The organism is Paenibacillus sp. FSL L8-0494 (assembly GCF_038003695.1).
Classification (GTDB): Bacteria; Bacillota; Bacilli; order Paenibacillales; family Paenibacillaceae; genus Paenibacillus_AQ; species Paenibacillus_AQ odorifer.
Window position 1 is genome coordinate 2,146,683 of sequence record NZ_JBBOPQ010000001.1, and the last position, 17,521, is coordinate 2,164,203.

A 17,521-nucleotide genomic window follows, 5' to 3' on the forward strand; every position below is an offset into this window, starting at 1 on the left:
GGCAGTCGTGCAAAGAGAGGCAAAAATGCCTTAGAATGCCGCGCAAATCGTAAAAGTAGCCAAAAGAGAAGTATAAATACCGTAGAATGCCGCGCAAATCGCACAAGTAGCCAAAAGAGAAGTATAAATACCGTAGAATGCTGCGCAAATCGTAAAAGTAGCTAAAAGAGAAGTATAAATACCGTAGAATGCCGCGGAAAGCGTAGAAGTAGCTAAAAGAGAGGTATAAATACCGTAGAATGCCGCGCAAAGCGTAAAAGTAGCCAAAAGAGAGGTATAAATACCGTAGAATGCCGCGCAAATCGTAAAAGTAGCTAAAAGAGAAGTATAAATACCGTAGAATGTCGCGCAAATCGCACAAGTACCCAAAAGAGAGGTATAAATACCGTAGAATGCCGCGGAAATCGCACAAGTAGCCAAAAGAGAGGTATAAATACCGTAGAATGCCGGGCAAAACACCAAAGTAGCCAAAAGAAAGGTATAAATACCGTAGAATGCCGCGCAAAATACCAAAGTACCCAAAAGAGAGGTATAAATACCGTAGAATGCCGCGGAAATCGTAAAAGTAGCCAAAAGAGAGGTATAAATACCGTAGAATGCCGCGCAAATCGTAAAAGTAGCTAAAAGAGAAGTATAAATACCGTAGAATGCCGCGGAAATCGCACAAGTACCCAAAAGAGAAGTATAAATACCGTAGAATGCCGAGCCAAGCGCAAAAGTCACACAAAGAGGCATACAAAAAAGACACACTCATACGAAAAAGCCCACTAGCCTAAGCCAGTGGGCTTTAATATGCACCTGCATTGCTTGCAGGGGGCTAAATGTTATTTGCCACCCGTAAAAGGATTGATCTCATTGGTGAGATCTCTTCCAGCCTTCTTTTCTTCGGCAGATATCCGTTTACCAAGAGCCGCGTAATACCACACTGCAGGAACGAGGACCGCGAGTATAAAAAGAAATTGCATAAGCTCAGCTCCTTTCACGTCGATAGTATAAACTTTTTTCCTGATCGTAGAGAGGATGGACATAATCCTACCATCCTACCATCCGACTATCATCCGACCATCATCCGACCATCCCATCCACGTGTTAAGCAAAAACAATCCGATTACTTTTTACTGACCGAGCATTGAACTTCAAATACATAACTGGCGCTTCCCTGAGGCCATCTTGCATGGATGATATATAGGTGTCTGCCGCTACCTGCTGCGAGTTGAAAACTGTTTTTGTCCACGGAAAGGGCTTCGTCCGGTCGTTCCTCACCAGGAAATGAAGCCATAACCTCCATCTCCTTGGGTGCATATGAGAATTCGAGTTCTACCTGATCACCGCTGATGGCTTTGGGATGTACCTTCTGTATGGAAACCAGCTCAACGTTAGAAGCTATATCCACACATACGCCTTTGCCATTGTCGTTCCAGCAATAAGAGCCTTGAATAGCCTCGAACTGTTCACCGCCAACAGTAACTTGAACGCTTGGGGGCTGTGGGTTAACAGTGTCTTCTGATGAATTCTTATCTTCATTAAAAGTTGATTGAAACAAGTCCAATAGATCCTTTTTGCTGGTATCTGACAGGCGATAGTGGCCCATTTGTCCTGATTTAATGAGTAACCCATTGTTACTTCCGACGATCCAAAAAGAGAATTCATAACTTATGCCATCCTTCATGTTCACAGTGGTTCTGTAATCGCTGGGAGCAATATCTAGTTGTCCTCTATCATATTCAGCAGTAGTTATGGCTTGAACGAAACGTTCAAAGGAGGATGTATCCGAAATAGTGGCCATTGGCTGTTTTCTTTCAATTAAGTTAATAGAAACTATATTATTTGCATCCAGCTCTATCTGGTCTGCTTGTTTTATTTCGTTTCCCGTATTTCCACAGCTGACCAGTCCTATGAAAAGCAAAGTAAGGGTAAGTAGTAATAAAGCGGTCTTGTTCTTCAATGCTCCTTTACACATTCATTAATTCTCAGACTATAAAAAAGAGGAAAAGGTTGCTAAATAAAGGCAGCGAATTTTTAAGGTCAGCTTAAAACGCATCAGAGATATTCAGTTTCAAAAAATTCGATTTTAAGGTGGTTTTTAAACTTGCTATGTGGCAATACCTACCTTAATCGTAGATTGTGTAAGGAGAGTGAAATTCGAATCCGAAGCTTATGAATCGGTTGTACTGAGCCATTCTATCCGTGTATAATAGGTACAATTATACACGAAGGATTAATAAATCCTTTAAGATACTGGTATTTCTAACTATTTTATAAATGAAATCATGTGATGAATAACGGATAAATAACATTTCTTGCAAAAAATTAAAAGTCCAGAACATTCCCGAACTTTATCTTCACCTTTTCTCCAGCACTCTGCTTCATTTTACTGGTGATATGAGTATATATCTTTAATGTCGTCTTTGGACTTTCATGACCGACTCTTTTCATAATGGTAGGCAAATCCACTCCGGCTTCAGTCAACATGCTAATGTGTGTGTGTCGAAATATATGAGGTGTAGCTGGCTTGGTGATGCTTGTCATTCTTAGTAATGTTTTCATTCTATCTAAGAAGGCTTTTTGAGTATAAGGATATCCGTTAGAACGACAAAAAATAAAATCTCCATTATGAAAATCTGAATAATGCTTTTTATATTCTCTGTGAATTTCATTTTGCTTTACTTTAAATTTTAATAACATGTCAATAATGGATGGGTCTAAATCTATAGTCCGAACTGATCCTTTTGTTTTGGGAGGGGTTAATCGGTAATCTAGCATATTGTTATGAGGATTGTATAACGTTTTTGTGACTCTGATTTCATTTGTATCTTTGTTAAGATCACTCCACTTCAATACACTTGCCTCCCCTGGACGTAGACCGCTAAAAGCCATCAGATAGAAAAACTCCTTATCTCGTTCCTTTCCATGTTCACGAGCAGCCTTTAAAAATTCTTCCAGTTCATGTATTTCTAAATATTTATCTTCTAATTTATTTTTCTCTATATCCTCCACCGTTTGAACTTTGGACGGTATTACAACTCCCGTGCAAGGATTGTCCAATCTAAGTTTATTTTTGATCGCGTACTTCATAATCTGATTAGCAGTACTATGTACACCTTCTATAGTGCTTCTTGTATAATTTTCATTAAATATTTTCTTAATCACTTTCTGGTAATAGGCATGAGTTACCTTTTCGACTACCAAATTAGCCATGTACTTATTCAGAATAGCTATCTGACTCTCTCGAATTCTAACGGTGCTTTCTTTAACCTCACCTAAAGCATATGTTTCCAGCCAGTCAAGAGCTATTGTCATGAATTTGGCTGATTTTGCTTTCTTTGCGTCTAGTCCAAACTTCAACGCCTCTACAGCGTCTTGAGCGCGCTTTGATGCTTCTCCTTTAGTGTCCGCACGGCGAGAAACTTGTCGTCGCTCACCAGTAGACGGGTCTGCTGGTCCTTCCATGACACACAGCCATTTGTATCCTTGTTTATTTTTTGCGGGTATTTTCTTTAAGTACGCCAAGAAAAAACGCCTCCTTTACTAAAAATTTATAGCATCTTCTATAGCTTCCATAGGTAGATACAAACGCGAAACTGCTGTTCCGTGGCGCCAAGCTACCCTAGACAGGTTAATGGTTACATATCCTCTGCGGCTAGGAATGGAGAGATCTCCAGTGAGCACAGTTGCAAATTCTCGGGAGGTGTGTGAAGGTAAGTCGCAGCTTTCATAATTTCTATCAACCTCAACGTCTAGTGGTTTGTCCCAGTCGAATCCCTCAGGATGTTCGATGATGAGTATTTCTGGACGGGAACAATCTCCATCCCAATTGTAATATGCTTGGATGCGAGTTTCTGATCCAAATCCATAAGTTGAGTTATTAGAACCTTCAGTTGATTCACAGAGAGTTTCTTCAGATGCAGAAATATATTTGAATGTGGACAAATATAGCCCCTGCCTTATTCGATCCTCAATTTGTTCAAATCTCTTCTTCGCAAAATTTAGTGGAACTTTAAATTCACGAGATAAATATCCAATTGCTTCGGCTCTATTTGAAGGAAGGCTTATTTTTTCAATCATAAAGAAAGGAATAGCAGCGTAAAAAATAAAACGATCTGCTTCAATCTCTTGTGCTTTTGTAAATTGTTCTGGCATCAATAATTGGTTTCCAGCATGTCGGAGTAAGTGACAGAGTTCATGAAAAAACTCAAGACGTTGTGATTCTTCCGAAAGGCGATTGTCAAGAAACATACTGTACACCCCATTAGAAACCTCGATTCCTTTGCTCTTCTTATTATGATAATGAATCCAAACATTGAATTTTTTTGCTAACAATTCAATAGATAAATGTGATGGCTCGATGATGTTATGGCTCTGATATAATTCAGAAATCTTTTTTTCAAGTGGGGGAGTTTGGTAGTTATTAATCATGTTATTCTCCTTGTATGCGATCATATGTTCTGATTTATATTAAAAAGAAAAGCCATTTCTGGCTAAAATTTCTTTTGGTCATTTTTCTCCTTGGACATCTCCAGGCTTACGGCCTTTCTCTTTATCCTGGAGTATTTTAAATATTTCCCGCATTTCTTCGCGTCGTTCTTCTGGGGCGCTTAAATAATCTCTAAAAAAGATACCATGTTCGGGATTGTTGATAAACTCTTCATAAGTAAGAGACTTAACTTCATCACTTTCGTCTAAAACTTCACTCTCTGGAGCAAAACCTGCAAGTAACAACAATTCATTAACATTTGAGCCTTCAAGTGCGTTTGCGATTTTAATAATCTTATCTCTTGAAGCCTGATACCTGTTGTTCTCAATCGAACTGATGAAGGAGTAACTTACCTTTGATTTCTTTTCAAGATCTCTTAAAGACAAATCATTTTTTAAACGAAGTTCTTTTATTTTTTTTCCAAGTTTAAGTGTATCTTTCATCTCAGCATCACCTAATTTTATTTTAAGCGTTTTGTATTGCAAAACACAATGTATGACCACAAAGTTGTTCTTAAATTCAAAACATGTGTTGACAAACAAAACAGCCCGAGTTATTATTTGTTTAGAAATACAAAACAGATAGTGAGGTGATCACATGAGTAAGGTATTGGGAAACAATATTGCTTCTATTCGTAAAGAAAAAAAGATAACACAGCAAGAATTAGCTGTTTCGATTGGAATGGAGCGCACCTCTTTGTCACAAATCGAAACAGGAGCGTATAACCCTAGTGCTGAAACTATGAGGAAAATATCTGATGCTTTAAAGCGTCCTTTAGGTGATATTTTTTTTAATCCGGATGTGTTGAAATTCGAAACAGGAAATTGCGGACATGAACATTCTGCAACTAAGGAGATTGTCTAAATGAGCATTGTTCTTATTGAAACTGATGAATTAGAGAAGATCATCAACAAAGCTGTCTCTATTGCATTAGAAGGTCACGTGAGCAATAACTTACCTCCACTACTAACTAGACAACAATTCATGGAATTGTTAGAGATCGGAGCGACGAAAGCCGCAGAACTCTTCAATCGACCCGGATTCCCTGTTACACGGGAGTTTGGCAATCCGCGAGTAATCACACGTCTGCTCCTTTTATGGGCAGAGGAAAATAGTGAGTGGATGAGTCAGAATGCCAGTCTCAGCTGGAAATCAGCAATATAACAAACCCGCCGAGCTATCGGCAGCGGCGGGCGGGGAATGCGGCAAGGGGAATTGCTTGGATTAATCATACATTATTCCCTTGTCCAATAGCATCCCATCAATTTGGACAAATAAGGGGGCAATTAAGGTGACAATTGGACAATTTCCTGTAGCACTTGCAGAAGTGCTAAAACGTACAGGTGATTCATATCAAAAGGCTGGACGAGCTGCACATGTTGACGGTTCACAGATAGGAAAAATCATAAGTGGCACTCGTAAGCCATCTAAGCCAGTTATGCAAGCCGCAGTCAGACACTATGATGATATTCAGTTGATTATTGGTGCAGCAGAAGAGGTTACAGGTGGCGCGTGTGTACCTTACTTAGATGGCGCTGACTTACATCCAAGTTCAACATACATAAAAACAATCGAAGAGATGCAGGAAGCATTACTGGCTTTGCAGTCAATTCCAATCACTAAAAGATCAGACCAGTTGACGCCTGCTGATCACGAGAACGTCAAAAATGGACTAATGGAGCAAATTGAAGCCATAACGGCACTCACACATAATACAGCAGTCCTTTGTCGGAAATATGATATTTCTTACCTTGGATTATGGGCGGATCATCGAAATGAACTGAGACAAAAAAAATATATGAATTGAGGAACTGTAATGGAGAGAAGCGCATTGATTTCCGAAGCAATAACAACCGGAAAGAACGCCCCGTATAACTTGCGGATGATTCGGAAGAATCCTGAAATAATGCTGCAGGGGAAAGTTGGAGATGCAGAAGCTTACCTAAATAACATGATTCGTATTGCGAAACTAGAAATGAAAAACGACCGCCGGCAAGGGCAGTCGCAGTTGAGAACCCATCTTAAGAGTCTCGTTGTGTCTATTTTAACCTTAGATCGGCACAAGCGCAAGGGGGTTGAGATATATGGACTATGAGAATCACTATCATGGATTTTTAGAGGTGTTTAGTAATTTTAAGACTGATTACAAAGATGGACATCTAGCGAAGGATTTATCAAGAAGGTTCTATGTTTCCTTATCAAACTCCATTCTAAAGAGAGATTACGTGAGAGATACAGAGAAAATCACTGAGTTAAATGCTTTAAATGATTCCTATTATCATAGTTTTCCCGCCTGATGAGGCCTGATGGATACAGGCCGAAACCCCCCGCAAGGGGTCGCGGATATCCGCAATAACTTGAAAGGAGAGTGTTCGAAGATGTCCGAATTTACTTCAGATCATACTAAATGTTGCAGTAATTGCGGAAGGATGAGTTCTACACCAAGTCATAAAACTTGCGGAGTTTGTGGTGGGAGTATGCGTGAAGTTAATCATGGTGAAAAATACTGTTCAACTCATGAACGAGTATTTTCACCAGATCATCATTATTGCAAGTTTTGCGAGAAAAAGACAAAACTAGATACCTTTGAAGTCAAGGATTTTGTACATAGGATCACGTAGATCCTCACCGCACGATCCACATCTAATTTGTTCTTCTTCCAAAATGATTGTTTTTTTACAAGACGGACAATTGACACCTAATTCAGTTTTTTCTTCACAGCGAACACAATATTTTTTCTCTTCATCGTATGTCGCGTAATGGCATGATGGACAACTCTTAATTATTTTCCCAGGATTTTTGCTTTCCATAGTATCTCTCCTCGTAAATTGGTCGGTCTGAACAACTACCATTTTAGCAAGGTAACAGAGTGGACGCTATGGCATTCATTAAATTGGACAGGCATACTTCGGCCCCTGTCTTGGAATGTCGGACCTTAGAAATAACCTTCCTCCGTCCGGGATTCCAAGATGCGGCTGACGCATCACAATTTAATTTGAAAGGGGAATGGCATTATGATACCTGATCACTTACTTCAGGATCGTTACTGGCGGGGGCTGCTTCATATCTTTATGAATCATAACAAGCTTAAGCAATTATTGTCGAAACCGGAATTTGTTGATTTTGAAGAACTTACTGTCCACGTGGATGAATTGATTAAAGCTTCAAAAGGTTGGAGTCCTTCCGAGAGATTTATGCTCACATGTGCTCTTCATTTATTCAATGGCATCAACAAAATTGATCTTTCACAGGCAGACCGTTTAGATGACAAGAGTACAGCAATCCTGCGAGAAGCTCTGCAACTTCGCTTAGCGAGATAAGGAGGCGATTGATATGCTTCTTGTTCTCAAGGGTGATACAGTCCTAACAAGCTGTGGCCTGTCCGGTGAGGTACTGGATATATGGGGCATTGCCCGACCTTGGGCTAAGCTTCGAAAGGACAATGGAGAATTAGCATTCATCCTGCGTACGAATGTCACAGAAATTATAAATCGCCCCAAACCGAAGAAGGGAAAACGATGATTATAACAGAGGTGAGCTTATGCCAACAGATAGCTTTCCTTTTCCGATCTTCTCCGGGTTATTTTCGCCACAGCACTACGAAAAAATAGGATCGGCGATATGGCTATTCGCTTGGTGTGTTAGCTCCACGACTAAGGAAGTCGAAGAGGACGGAACTGTTTGGGGACTTGTCCTGGGTGGCAAGCCGATGAAGCTTTCTGAAATCGGTGAGAACTTTGGGGTTACCGATAAAAGCATCAGCAGATGGATAAATGATCTCCAGAACCACGGTTACATCCATATCACTAGAGCGCCCCGGGGTTTGATCATAAAGGTTAGAAAGTCCAAGAAAGGCATATTGAAGAGATCAGACAAAAATGTCCGTTCGCAGGATAATAATCAGACAGAAATGTCCGTTCACAGCGAAAGTGATCAGACAATTTTGTTCGATCAGTCCGACAGTGATCAGACATATTTGTCCATTCACAATGACAGTGATCAGACATATTTGTCCGTTCACAATGACAGTGATCAGACAAAAATGTCCGATCATGAAGCGATTTTAACGAGTGATCAGACAATATTGTCCGATGCAAAAGATATTAAAGATCTTATTACTACTACTACTATTTTAGAAAATGAGTTTTCAGAAGAAATTAGCCCAGATCCTAAAACGGACGGGATGATCGCAATTTTAAATGCTTATTGCAAATTGCATGATAAGTTCGACATTCACGTCTCCACAAACGATCGCGAAGCCATGGGTAAGATGGTCGCCGCAGGGATGCCAGTACCCTTTACCATCACAACTATGGAGAGCCAATACAAGGCAAAGCGAAAACGCGAGGGAGAAGATTTCGAGCAGCCAAACAGTTTTACTTATTACGTGAAAGGCTTGAAATCAGCATGGCGGAACGCTAACAAGACTACGAAGCCTAAAGGGTCAATAACCCAAACACCAATGCCAGCCCCGCCGCAGCGACTATCCAAGCAGCAGCAAGAGCTTGCAGACCTTAAACGTCGAGCAAAGGAGGCAAAGCAGCTTGAAGAGAGCACAAGTTATTGATCTACTCATTAAGCTTAAGGAAGAATACGCGCATCAGATTGATACCAGTGACACAGAAATAGACCGGCTCCACGAGCATCTTAAGGATTTTCCTTTTGACAAGGCTGTCGAGAACGTGCGGCAGCACATTTTAACAAACTCATGGCCTCCAAAAATCGCTCAGATACGTGGTGGGCAGGGAGACATGAAAGAGGATTTTCGGAGCAAAGTAGATGCTGCTCACATTTTGGCAGAAAGAGAAAACAGCCGTACAGAAGTGGTTCTGCCGCCTACAGGATGGAAGGAGTCATTATATGCAAAGCTTGGATACACGCGAACTACCGAATAGCCCAGCAGCAGAAGCAACAGTTCTCGGTGCAATCCTTATTGACAAAACAGGGGATGCCGCAGAGATTGCTTCCAGTCTACAGCCTGATACATTCTTTAATCCGGCACATCAGCAGATATTCAAGGCCATGCTTAACCTTCATAGAACCGATGATCCTATCGAGCTGCCGGCACTTGTCAATGAACTAAACGGAATGAAGCAGCTGGAGAAAATCGGTGGGGTTAGCTATCTGGCTAAGTTAGCTCATGCGGTGCCGACTGCCGCAAATGTTGGCTATTACATCGGCTTGCTTGAGGACAAGCACACTTTGCGAAAAGCCATATATGCGGCTGAACGGCAGATGCAGCAAGCTTACGAAAGCGATGATGCCGGGCTGGTTGTTAATAGCATGCTGAATGAAGCAGCTGCTCTATCGGATCAAGCTTCCTCAGATGATGATTTCCAACCAATAAAAGAAGTGCTATTCAAGGTAATCGAAACAACAGAGGAACGTTGTGAAAATGTTAAGAACGGCATCACAACGGGGCTTTACACTGGATACACGGATTTAGACGGTATGCTGGCTGGTCTACATAAAGGTGATCTAATTATAGTCGCTGCCCGTCCATCCGTAGGCAAGACCGCATTTGCTCTGAACATAGCACAGAACGTGGCTGTGAAAACCAAGGAAACCGTAGCAGTGTTTAGTTTGGAAATGTCTGCACCGCAGCTAGTGCAGCGCATGGTTAGCGCAGAAGTTAATCTGGATGCTAATACGATGCGGACCGGAGAAATGAAAGCACATGATTGGGACAAAATGGCTGGGGCTGCTTCCATTCTCGGTGATGCTAATATCTTCATTGCCGATCCAGGCGTAATCACTGTTCAGGAGATCCGCACGCGCTGCCGCCGATTGAAGAAGAGTCAAGGTCTCGGGCTGATTGTCATTGATTATCTACAGTTGATTCAAGGCAGGGGGAAAGGCGGTGAAAACCGCCAGCAGGAAGTATCAGAGATTTCACGGACGCTTAAGCAGATTGCCCGTGAACTAGATGTGCCGGTGATTGCACTTTCACAGCTCAGTCGGGGAGTCGAGCAACGCCAGGACAAACGCCCAATGATGAGCGACCTTCGAGAGTCTGGTGCTATTGAGCAGGATGCGGATGTAGTGGCCTTCCTTTACCGGGATGACTACTATCATGCTGATTCAGAGAAAAAGAACATCATCGAAATTATCATTGCCAAACAGCGCAATGGCCCGGTGGGAACTGTGGAACTAATATTCCTCAAGCAATTTAATAAATTCGTAAATTACGAACGGGCGCATGCGTCATGATCTGCCCGAAGTGCTGCAAGGTAGACGCATACTGCGCACTAAAAAAGGCACCTAAAAGTGCAGTGCCCAATCATTCATTTCTCTTTAATATTATTTTGCTGGTGTGAAAGTAAAGGTTTCCTTGTATTTTCTATCATGGGATTCGTTGTTTGAAGGTTTTCCGTACCAGCTAATTTCAATTTGAAGCTCCTTTGAATTAATAGAAATAGGGAAATTAGAAAAATCGACTATTTCTCCATGTTTAAAATTTTTGCGATGATCGTCTGAAATGCTTAATCCATATTTTGTTTGGGTATTTGGTTCATCTCTGTAGGAGTTAAACACGACATTTTTTAATCCAACTCCGATATTGGTGATGATAATGTTGTACATTTCACTTTCATTTTCACGAGGTTTTGACATCTTAGAGTCATATTTCTCAACTTTTTTGATTTCAACTTTCCACTGATCAGATTGTTTTGATGTGGGTGTTTTGAAAAGATCATTCGATGCTACAGCAGCATATGGAGAAATTCCAACAGCTATAAAACAAAAAGCAAAAATAATTATTAGTTTTTTCAGCATTGTTGCCTCCCAGTGAAATAATTAAATTTTTGATTAGTATCTCTTTAAGAAGAAAAAATATTCTATTGCACAGTCCGAAGTTACGGCGTATCAGAAAGGATGAATTGGAAATGAAAAAAGAAATGGATGCAAGGCAGATCGGCTTTACTCAAGGCGTAGCTTATGCAGGAGGGCTTGTCAGACGTTTCGGAAGTGATTCAGAGCAGATTCTTAAAGAGTCGGGCATTACTGAGGAAGAATTGAGAAAACATGTGGACGATTATGACTTGGAGAACCTTGGGCTGATTAGTCAAGAATGACGCATATAGCGAAGGAGGAAGGGCATGAAGAAACTTCTAACCAGAAAGGCTAAATGATATGCAAACCGTGATGAAATGGGGAGCAATGTATGGTCAGCTCGATGAAGGAGATAAGATCAATCCTAGCATGATTCAACTTGGCGAATATCTGATTATTCCAGGTGATAAGATCACGAAAATCGGCAATAAAAAGCGTTCTATGTTTGAAATGCTGGATGGATATTATCTTGTATATCAAGGTGTATGTGATGGACATTTAATGTTTACGTCAGAGCCAACCGGATGCAACGGAGATCCATGGTATTACGCTTTCGCTTATATAGACTCAACGACACTTATCGTTGGTGGAGTTAAGGGATGCATGGATATCAATGTTGATGATCTACAACGGATAATTTAATAGTTCGAAGATTTGTTGAAGGAGCGTTGTCCTTTATGAGTGTATTATCATCAATCCATCCGCAGGCTGTTAATATGATAAACATTGCTCTGAACCAGGTAAGCCGCAGAGGTAGAAAAATCGAGCGAATGCAGCTTTATGTATGCCCGCGGTCAGAACTAGCTCAGCATCAGGTTATTCAGACAGCTTTCGGTGACTTGCGGATTCATTTAAATGATTTTGTTCCTAAAGGATATTCTTATGTACTAGAAGATCCAGGCGGAGATAAGAGAGGATTTGCTTGGGTATCAATACCTAAAAATGCGAGGATAACAGAAAATCGGCAAAAGGAGGCGTAGAAGTGATCATCAAAACAGTCAAAAATATTAATTCGCCAGTTGGAAGTATTGTTTCAGGAGTGTCATTCCGGGCGCAGCGTGAAAAGAATGGGTACAGCATAACATTCGGAGAATTCAAAGGTCAGTATATCCCAGCATCATCAGCAATTATACTCAGTGATATTGTTCACGACGAAGATGGGAAAATGCCTCGTGGATCCAGATATGCATAATGGACAAAGAAAAGACCCCTAATCCTTGGCCGGGCGGGGTCAATAAACGGTAAATAATACCTCAAACCCATTATAACACAAAGGGGAATGAGGGGAATGGCATTGGTGTGGGAACAAGGGGAGCTTTTTCCTAAAGCAAGTGATTTAGAGAGTCAACGAACAAAATTTCTTCTAGGCAAATATAAAAGTATGAAACTATTAATGGACGATTATGAGAAAAACACCAAAGCTATGCAGATGATCGGGATTGATGGAGAAGTAGCTCGTCGGATTGATTCTGATGAGTTACATGCGGATAAGACGGTCAATGCTGTTATCTTAATGGATAAACAGCGTTGGGTGTACGAACAGTACCAACTTTTCACGAGTGCTATCCAACGGGCTGTATTATTGATTCAAGACGACGAAGCTAAGCAGGCTATAAGATTTCGTTACGTTGAGGGTCATTCCTTTAAGGAAACAATTTTATTTTTTAAGCATGGGTTGAGTGAGAGTACGATTCGCCGGAAGCTTAGAGAGGGATTTGAAAGTGTGGCCAACACTCTGAAATTAATGGGATTCTTTGAGCAATATAATTTGGAGCTTTGATCGTAAAATTTCTAAAAACTATGAATTTAGTGAAGTGAAGGTTGAAGAGAAATATTATTTTTAGAAGAAATACTCTTGGATAAATTTACATCTGAAATTTCATGAAACGCTATTCCCCTTGGATAGTTCTTATCTAAGGGGAATTCGTTGTGTTTTGCTTGAATTTTTTCATAGAATCTTTCTTACACTAAATGGACCGGGTTCTGTGTTACAAGATGAAGATGACAATATTGTTTAGCTTTCTACTTCTATCTTTGTGTTATCAATTGTCTCATGATCAAATCTTTTCATATATTGATCAAAAGTATCATCTCCAAATTGAACTCTTAATGATATTCTTATCAAACCAGTAGGAGTGTAAAAATGTCCTGCCTTTAAACGAGTTACTTCTCCTTCGTCGTCTTGGTAATATGAAATTCCATTAGCTACTTTGACAAGTTCTTCTTCAGCTCTTTTTTTCTCTCTTAAGAAGACTTCGGGCGCATTATTAGTAATTAATTCTTCAAATTGTTCTATAGTATTGATATCAAAAAAGTTGAGATCATCAATAATTTCTGCATAGTGTTTATCGTTTTCTTCAAACTTAGTTTGGTTCTTAGGTAAGAGAGTTTGAATCAACGAACTTAAAATATCAACATTTAAAATATTTTTCTTCTCTAAATTATCTATATTATTTATATATGTATCTCTTTGCTCTAATAAGCGGTCAAACTCTATATCAACTAATTCTAGAATTGCAGCAATTCTATTCAATGATCTTCTTAGGGGGATGGGTACATGTTCTTCATTTTTATATTGAAGTAAATGAGAGGATGCTGCCCAAATGTGCTGTGATGCAGTTCGTACCTGTACTTCCGCTCTTAAGCCCGCTAATCTTTTTAGAGTAGGTAAAGTAGTCCATTCATTCAGAGGTGTTACTTCAAAATGTATTGATCCGTAGCCAAATTGATTGTCTCCTAACCTCTCTCCAGTATCTTCCCTTCTCATTATTGTGAAATTTTTTTCTATAATATCACATACTTTCAAAATATCTTTTTTATAGAGTAACATTATTCTTAAACCTGCTATATCATTTATATCCCCAACAATTTCAGGAGTTAAATTGTATTTTTGACATTTATCAACTATTGAATTCCATGTTTTAACTCGATATTGTATTGGAGCTACAAGTGAAATATTGTGTTCATTAAAAAGTGCATTAAGTTGAGTAATAAATTCATTACATAAACTATTGTATAACTGTTGCTTTAAATCATAATCATTTTTCAGTGTCTCTAATTCTGCGATCATGTAATTTCCTCCTATTTTACAAATCAACATTTTCTAATAATTAGTCAAAACTAGTATAAAATTATATTAGTGGAGTATTCGTGATTTTATTATACAATCCTGCCAAATAATCAAATATCTTAAATATCCTAACTGCAATATACCTAATCGAATAGTTGTTAATTAAATATGACCGTTACTTGACTGTAGGTTGAACACCATATGACAGGTCTTCCATGATACATTGGTAATGTAGAAATTTGAAGGGGAAAACATAATTATCTGAAGGTCGCTCATAGAGGGTGACTTTTTTTTGTTTTCCTATGGAGAAATAGTAATGAAAAGGATAAAGAGTTTAAAGGAACCACCGATTTCTAAGCAGCTATTTACGTGCAAAGGTTGTATATGGGGAGCATGGAAGGCACCTGTTCAATTCTGTTCTAAGCCTATTGGTTGTGTATGGGCAGGTGGTGGTGAAGTTGAATGAACTTTGTTCAGCCGACGTGACCCGGAAACAATCCAGGACATAAAAGACTATCTCATGGACAAGAACCCTAGAGATTACATAATGTTCCTGATAGGTATTTACACAGGGCTTCGGATCAGCGATATTTTGAGATTACGAGTAAAGGATGTTACCGGCTCTCATATCTCAATTCGTGAAAAGAAGACGAATAAGCAGAAACGAATTCTTATGGCTCCTGAACTCAAGAAAGCGCTGTTGACTTACATCGAAGGCAAGCCGCTGAATGAATTCTTGATTAAGAGTAGGGAAGCTATTAACAGACCTATCACCCGTGAAATGGCCTATAAGGTTATGCGGGACATCGGGGATGAGTTCGGTCTTTCTGACATGAGTTGTCACACGCTGCGGAAAACATTCGGTTATATATTTTATAACGAGACCACAGACAAGGACATTGGCATGTTGATGGATTTCTTTAATCATGCTTCACCAAAGATTACGCTGCGTTATATAGGCATGGCTCAAGACAGCATGGATATGGCCTTGAGACGCCACAAAGCATGATCAGTTACACATATTAAGGACAGGTGAAACTCGTTTTCTGGACAGGCTGAGAGGGCTTATAGAGTATGGGTTTGAGGCGGGTGCATGGGTTTAACACAATGTAAGATATGTGTAATTAGATCGCTCAGGATTTACCAGTTATTCAGCAGCAACGGAGGGGTTAATGTTGGCGGAATCACCACTTGAACCATGCAGTCGTGTGGGCTGTAGGAACCTCACTAGAGAGCGTTATTGTGCCGACCATACACAAGAGAAACATAGCTATGATAGATACCGTGGCACGGCCTCACAGCGCGGATATGACAGTAAATGGCGAAAGGCTAGGCTGGAATTCTTGCGGAAGCATCCGTTGTGTGTGGATTGCCTGAAGGTCGATAAGGTAGAGGCCGCTACGGCGGTTGATCATATTGAGCCGCATAAGGGTGACAAGGAATTGTTCTGGAATCGAAACAACTGGCAGGCGCTCTGCAAGGCTTGTCACGATGCCAAGACAGTGCGTGAGGATGGAGGGTTTGGATTTAATAGGAAATGAATAGAGAAAATTATCCAATGATGTGATAAAATAAATGAATTAATTATGATGGGGGATAAAGCATGTTTGAACAAGAAGATCCAATAGGAAAAAATCCATATTATCATTTTCTTGATTCATTTCTTTTAAATTTATACTCTTTGAAATCATTCGCAAATAACGTAAGACCAGTGCTTGTAAATGAAATTATTCGTAAGAGAAAATTCGGAAAAGTAGAAGAAATGCCTGTTGAGTTGCTTATAGAATTATTACAACAAAGGAAATACGGGTTACTTGAAGATCCCAATTTAGAAGAGCTAGGAATAGAAAATCTCGAAAAAATACTTGATGAAAAACATGGTGTAATATTACTTGATAAATCTCGATTTAAGATTTACGGACCACATAAATCGACCACAAGTAAAGCGATTAATGATTATAGGTCAAGACATAATCAATTAGGTATTTTATATCAGAGTACTCTTATAAGCCTAGTTATATATTTTGAAATGCTTATAGGTACAATTATTAAGCACAGATTAGTAAAACATCCTAAGGCATCAGATATTGACAATAAAGTTCTAACTATTGAAGAAATAAGGAAGTTAGGTTCTTTTGAAAATGCAGAGCAATATTTAATTGAGCAAGATGTAGAAACTTTAATTCGTAAAAAGTATCTCGATTGGATTGATTATTTTAAGACAAATATGAAGTTGAAATTAGATAACATCGCACCGTTAAATGACAAGGTAATAGAAATAATTCAACGAAGAAATTTGTTTGTTCATAATGAAGGAATTGTAAATAATATATATCTGAGTAATATCAACACCCAAGTATTTAGTGAGGGAGCACTAGGGGAGAAACTTTCAATTTCTCTTCAGTATATAGATGAAAGTATAGATACAATTCGACACATTGGTGTTCTTATAGGATTAGAGTATTGGCGTATGATGGAAAAGGAATCCAGCGAACGAATACGCTTTATCAATAATAAGGGTATGGATTTTATGTTAGGAAATGAATGGGAACTTACTAGAGATATATATCGTTTTAACCTTTTTGAAAAATCAATTAATAGTAAGAGTAAAACTGTTGCGCAAATAAATTACTGGCTTAGTATGAAAAGACTTGGGAAATTCAGCGAAATAGAAAAAGAGCTTAAAAGTAGTGATTTTTCAGATAAGACTAGAGAATTCCAAATTTGTTACTATGCAATACTAGGAAACACTGAAGAAATGTTTCGAATAATTCCAAAAGGGCTTGAGTTTAATGAAATTACAATTGATGACTTAATAGATTGGCCTGTTTTTGACGAATATAGAGATGATGAACGATTCTTAGCTCTAGTTGATGTTGGGAAAGAAAACGATGAAGAAAAGATCACAAAGTTAGATGTTATTGAAATTTAGATTTATGTTAATGTGAGTTTGTATTAAGCATCCTATCATTGGATGCTTTTTTTATGCCCCCTAGGGTCAGAAAAAACATTTAGCTTGCTAGAGACCGCATCGGACTCAAGTGCGTAAAAGTATCCCCAAGAAAAGTTTAATGGCTACGGGGTTTTTGCTGGAATTGAAAAGTTTGATCATATTTGCTGAGAACATAAAGGCGTGGGAAACCCCG

Annotated in this window: 25 protein-coding genes and 1 pseudogene; 17 read left to right on the forward strand and 9 right to left on the reverse strand. The window is 39.3% G+C overall.

Going from position 1 to position 17,521, the window contains the following annotated elements; genetic code table 11:
* Nucleotides 1-30 precede the first annotated feature (30 nt).
* From NYE35_RS09425 to NYE35_RS09450, 6 genes are all read right to left on the reverse strand, one after another.
* The gene (locus NYE35_RS09425) at nucleotides 31-735 is read right to left on the reverse strand and encodes a hypothetical protein (RefSeq protein WP_341120743.1); all 705 of its coding nucleotides are present in this window, start codon (nucleotides 733-735) and stop codon (nucleotides 31-33) included.
* 89 nt (nucleotides 736-824) lie between these two features.
* Nucleotides 825-965 (reverse strand): hypothetical protein, encoded by a 141-nt coding sequence (locus NYE35_RS09430; RefSeq protein WP_176462548.1) that lies wholly within the window; start codon nucleotides 963-965, stop codon nucleotides 825-827.
* Nucleotides 966-1,108: 143 nt separating this feature from the next.
* Complete coding sequence (locus NYE35_RS09435) at nucleotides 1,109-1,945, reverse strand: hypothetical protein (RefSeq protein WP_341120746.1); 837 nt, start codon at nucleotides 1,943-1,945, stop codon at nucleotides 1,109-1,111.
* Nucleotides 1,946-2,310: 365 nt separating this feature from the next.
* Nucleotides 2,311-3,510: a tyrosine-type recombinase/integrase gene (locus NYE35_RS09440; RefSeq protein WP_341120748.1), complete on the reverse strand. Its 1,200-nt coding sequence runs from the start codon at nucleotides 3,508-3,510 to the stop codon at nucleotides 2,311-2,313.
* Between the two features lie 18 nt (nucleotides 3,511-3,528).
* Nucleotides 3,529-4,416: an ImmA/IrrE family metallo-endopeptidase gene (locus tag NYE35_RS09445; RefSeq protein ID WP_341120750.1), complete on the reverse strand. Its 888-nt coding sequence runs from the start codon at nucleotides 4,414-4,416 to the stop codon at nucleotides 3,529-3,531.
* A 78-nt stretch (nucleotides 4,417-4,494) separates the two neighbouring features.
* The gene (locus NYE35_RS09450; RefSeq protein ID WP_341120751.1) at nucleotides 4,495-4,917 is read right to left on the reverse strand and encodes a helix-turn-helix domain-containing protein; all 423 of its coding nucleotides are present in this window, start codon (nucleotides 4,915-4,917) and stop codon (nucleotides 4,495-4,497) included.
* Nucleotides 4,918-5,071: 154 nt separating this feature from the next.
* Between NYE35_RS09450 and NYE35_RS09455 the strand changes: the two genes are divergently transcribed.
* The 4 genes from NYE35_RS09455 (at nucleotide 5,072) to NYE35_RS09470 (ending at nucleotide 6,569) form a co-directional block, all read left to right on the forward strand.
* Complete coding sequence (locus NYE35_RS09455) at nucleotides 5,072-5,338, forward strand: helix-turn-helix transcriptional regulator (RefSeq protein ID WP_341120753.1); 267 nt, start codon at nucleotides 5,072-5,074, stop codon at nucleotides 5,336-5,338.
* The gene (locus tag NYE35_RS09460) at nucleotides 5,339-5,638 is read left to right on the forward strand and encodes a DNA-binding protein (protein WP_341120755.1); all 300 of its coding nucleotides are present in this window, start codon (nucleotides 5,339-5,341) and stop codon (nucleotides 5,636-5,638) included.
* Between the two features lie 127 nt (nucleotides 5,639-5,765).
* Entirely contained in the window at nucleotides 5,766-6,281 is a 516-nt protein-coding gene (locus NYE35_RS09465; RefSeq protein WP_341120757.1) for a helix-turn-helix domain-containing protein, read from the forward strand.
* 9 nt (nucleotides 6,282-6,290) lie between these two features.
* The gene (locus tag NYE35_RS09470; RefSeq protein WP_341120760.1) at nucleotides 6,291-6,569 is read left to right on the forward strand and encodes a hypothetical protein; all 279 of its coding nucleotides are present in this window, start codon (nucleotides 6,291-6,293) and stop codon (nucleotides 6,567-6,569) included.
* A 481-nt stretch (nucleotides 6,570-7,050) separates the two neighbouring features.
* Here NYE35_RS09470 and NYE35_RS09475 read toward each other — a convergent pair whose 3' ends face one another.
* Complete coding sequence (locus NYE35_RS09475) at nucleotides 7,051-7,284, reverse strand: hypothetical protein (protein ID WP_341120762.1); 234 nt, start codon at nucleotides 7,282-7,284, stop codon at nucleotides 7,051-7,053.
* Nucleotides 7,285-7,488: 204 nt separating this feature from the next.
* Here NYE35_RS09475 and NYE35_RS09480 point away from each other — a divergent pair, with 204 nt between their 5' ends.
* Genes NYE35_RS09480 through dnaB form a run of 5 tightly spaced genes read left to right on the forward strand, consistent with a single transcriptional unit; the run spans nucleotide 7,489 to nucleotide 10,684 of the window.
* Complete coding sequence (locus NYE35_RS09480) at nucleotides 7,489-7,794, forward strand: hypothetical protein (RefSeq protein ID WP_036679401.1); 306 nt, start codon at nucleotides 7,489-7,491, stop codon at nucleotides 7,792-7,794.
* A 13-nt stretch (nucleotides 7,795-7,807) separates the two neighbouring features.
* Nucleotides 7,808-7,996, forward strand: coding sequence for a hypothetical protein (locus NYE35_RS09485; protein WP_036679404.1), 189 nt, complete (start codon nucleotides 7,808-7,810; stop codon nucleotides 7,994-7,996).
* Nucleotides 7,997-8,015: 19 nt separating this feature from the next.
* On the forward strand, nucleotides 8,016-9,041 hold the full coding sequence (locus NYE35_RS09490; protein ID WP_341120763.1) for a hypothetical protein: 1,026 nt from the start codon (nucleotides 8,016-8,018) through the stop codon (nucleotides 9,039-9,041).
* Nucleotides 9,019-9,369, forward strand: a complete 351-nt coding sequence (locus NYE35_RS09495; RefSeq protein ID WP_341120765.1) for a hypothetical protein — start codon at nucleotides 9,019-9,021, stop codon at nucleotides 9,367-9,369. The genes NYE35_RS09490 and NYE35_RS09495 overlap by 23 nt, the downstream gene beginning before the upstream one ends.
* The gene (gene dnaB / locus NYE35_RS09500) at nucleotides 9,335-10,684 is read left to right on the forward strand and encodes a replicative DNA helicase (protein ID WP_341120767.1); all 1,350 of its coding nucleotides are present in this window, start codon (nucleotides 9,335-9,337) and stop codon (nucleotides 10,682-10,684) included. Before NYE35_RS09495 ends, dnaB begins: the two co-directional genes overlap by 35 nt.
* A gap of 90 nt (nucleotides 10,685-10,774) precedes the next feature.
* Here dnaB and NYE35_RS09505 read toward each other — a convergent pair whose 3' ends face one another.
* Nucleotides 10,775-11,248: a hypothetical protein gene (locus NYE35_RS09505; protein ID WP_341120769.1), complete on the reverse strand. Its 474-nt coding sequence runs from the start codon at nucleotides 11,246-11,248 to the stop codon at nucleotides 10,775-10,777.
* Between the two features lie 110 nt (nucleotides 11,249-11,358).
* Between NYE35_RS09505 and NYE35_RS09510 the strand changes: the two genes are divergently transcribed.
* From NYE35_RS09510 to NYE35_RS09530, 5 genes are all read left to right on the forward strand, one after another.
* A complete protein-coding gene (locus tag NYE35_RS09510; protein ID WP_341120771.1) occupies nucleotides 11,359-11,547 on the forward strand; it encodes a hypothetical protein in 189 nt (62 codons plus the stop codon).
* Between the two features lie 58 nt (nucleotides 11,548-11,605).
* Nucleotides 11,606-11,947 carry a hypothetical protein gene (locus NYE35_RS09515; protein WP_341120773.1) on the forward strand — a complete coding sequence of 114 codons (342 nt, stop codon included), beginning with the start codon at nucleotides 11,606-11,608 and terminating at the stop codon, nucleotides 11,945-11,947.
* Between the two features lie 35 nt (nucleotides 11,948-11,982).
* Nucleotides 11,983-12,285, forward strand: coding sequence for a hypothetical protein (locus NYE35_RS09520; RefSeq protein WP_341120775.1), 303 nt, complete (start codon nucleotides 11,983-11,985; stop codon nucleotides 12,283-12,285).
* A gap of 2 nt (nucleotides 12,286-12,287) precedes the next feature.
* On the forward strand, nucleotides 12,288-12,497 hold the full coding sequence (locus NYE35_RS09525; protein ID WP_341120777.1) for a hypothetical protein: 210 nt from the start codon (nucleotides 12,288-12,290) through the stop codon (nucleotides 12,495-12,497).
* 96 nt (nucleotides 12,498-12,593) lie between these two features.
* On the forward strand, nucleotides 12,594-13,085 hold the full coding sequence (locus tag NYE35_RS09530; RefSeq protein WP_341120779.1) for a hypothetical protein: 492 nt from the start codon (nucleotides 12,594-12,596) through the stop codon (nucleotides 13,083-13,085).
* 234 nt (nucleotides 13,086-13,319) lie between these two features.
* On the opposite strand, the gene NYE35_RS09535 is transcribed toward NYE35_RS09530, so the two are convergent.
* Nucleotides 13,320-14,375, reverse strand: a complete 1,056-nt coding sequence (locus NYE35_RS09535) for a GTP pyrophosphokinase (RefSeq protein WP_341120781.1) — start codon at nucleotides 14,373-14,375, stop codon at nucleotides 13,320-13,322.
* Nucleotides 14,376-14,837: 462 nt separating this feature from the next.
* On the opposite strand from NYE35_RS09535, the pseudogene NYE35_RS09540 reads away from it, so the two are divergent.
* From NYE35_RS09540 to NYE35_RS09550, 3 genes and pseudogenes are all read left to right on the forward strand, one after another.
* Nucleotides 14,838-15,384, forward strand: a pseudogene (locus NYE35_RS09540) (site-specific integrase).
* Between the two features lie 163 nt (nucleotides 15,385-15,547).
* Entirely contained in the window at nucleotides 15,548-15,916 is a 369-nt protein-coding gene (locus tag NYE35_RS09545) for an HNH endonuclease (RefSeq protein WP_341120783.1), read from the forward strand.
* Between the two features lie 62 nt (nucleotides 15,917-15,978).
* Nucleotides 15,979-17,307, forward strand: a complete 1,329-nt coding sequence (locus NYE35_RS09550; protein WP_341120785.1) for a hypothetical protein — start codon at nucleotides 15,979-15,981, stop codon at nucleotides 17,305-17,307.
* Nucleotides 17,308-17,521 lie beyond the last annotated feature (214 nt).

Excerpts from the sequence above, each read along its gene's own strand:
- NYE35_RS09485 (WP_036679404.1), top strand. The coding sequence starts at position 7,808 with ATGCTTCTTGTTCTCAAGGGTGATACAGTCCTAACAAGCTGTGGCCTG.
- NYE35_RS09430 (WP_176462548.1), bottom strand. The coding sequence starts at position 965 with ATGCAATTTCTTTTTATACTCGCGGTCCTCGTTCCTGCAGTGTGGTAT.
- NYE35_RS09445 (WP_341120750.1), bottom strand. The coding sequence starts at position 4,416 with ATGATTAATAACTACCAAACTCCCCCACTTGAAAAAAAGATTTCTGAA.
- NYE35_RS09535 (WP_341120781.1), bottom strand. The coding sequence starts at position 14,375 with ATGATCGCAGAATTAGAGACACTGAAAAATGATTATGATTTAAAGCAA.
- NYE35_RS09510 (WP_341120771.1), top strand. The coding sequence starts at position 11,359 with ATGAAAAAAGAAATGGATGCAAGGCAGATCGGCTTTACTCAAGGCGTA.
- NYE35_RS09475 (WP_341120762.1), bottom strand. The coding sequence starts at position 7,284 with ATGGAAAGCAAAAATCCTGGGAAAATAATTAAGAGTTGTCCATCATGC.
- NYE35_RS09480 (WP_036679401.1), top strand. The coding sequence starts at position 7,489 with ATGATACCTGATCACTTACTTCAGGATCGTTACTGGCGGGGGCTGCTT.
- NYE35_RS09460 (WP_341120755.1), top strand. The coding sequence starts at position 5,339 with ATGAGCATTGTTCTTATTGAAACTGATGAATTAGAGAAGATCATCAAC.
- NYE35_RS09545 (WP_341120783.1), top strand. The coding sequence starts at position 15,548 with ATGTTGGCGGAATCACCACTTGAACCATGCAGTCGTGTGGGCTGTAGG.
- NYE35_RS09490 (WP_341120763.1), top strand. The coding sequence starts at position 8,016 with ATGCCAACAGATAGCTTTCCTTTTCCGATCTTCTCCGGGTTATTTTCG.
- NYE35_RS09530 (WP_341120779.1), top strand. The coding sequence starts at position 12,594 with ATGGCATTGGTGTGGGAACAAGGGGAGCTTTTTCCTAAAGCAAGTGAT.
- NYE35_RS09550 (WP_341120785.1), top strand. The coding sequence starts at position 15,979 with ATGTTTGAACAAGAAGATCCAATAGGAAAAAATCCATATTATCATTTT.
- NYE35_RS09455 (WP_341120753.1), top strand. The coding sequence starts at position 5,072 with ATGAGTAAGGTATTGGGAAACAATATTGCTTCTATTCGTAAAGAAAAA.
- NYE35_RS09425 (WP_341120743.1), bottom strand. The coding sequence starts at position 735 with ATGCCTCTTTGTGTGACTTTTGCGCTTGGCTCGGCATTCTACGGTATT.
- NYE35_RS09520 (WP_341120775.1), top strand. The coding sequence starts at position 11,983 with ATGAGTGTATTATCATCAATCCATCCGCAGGCTGTTAATATGATAAAC.
- NYE35_RS09470 (WP_341120760.1), top strand. The coding sequence starts at position 6,291 with ATGGAGAGAAGCGCATTGATTTCCGAAGCAATAACAACCGGAAAGAAC.
- dnaB (WP_341120767.1), top strand. The coding sequence starts at position 9,335 with ATGCAAAGCTTGGATACACGCGAACTACCGAATAGCCCAGCAGCAGAA.
- NYE35_RS09515 (WP_341120773.1), top strand. The coding sequence starts at position 11,606 with ATGCAAACCGTGATGAAATGGGGAGCAATGTATGGTCAGCTCGATGAA.
- NYE35_RS09505 (WP_341120769.1), bottom strand. The coding sequence starts at position 11,248 with ATGCTGAAAAAACTAATAATTATTTTTGCTTTTTGTTTTATAGCTGTT.
- NYE35_RS09450 (WP_341120751.1), bottom strand. The coding sequence starts at position 4,917 with ATGAAAGATACACTTAAACTTGGAAAAAAAATAAAAGAACTTCGTTTA.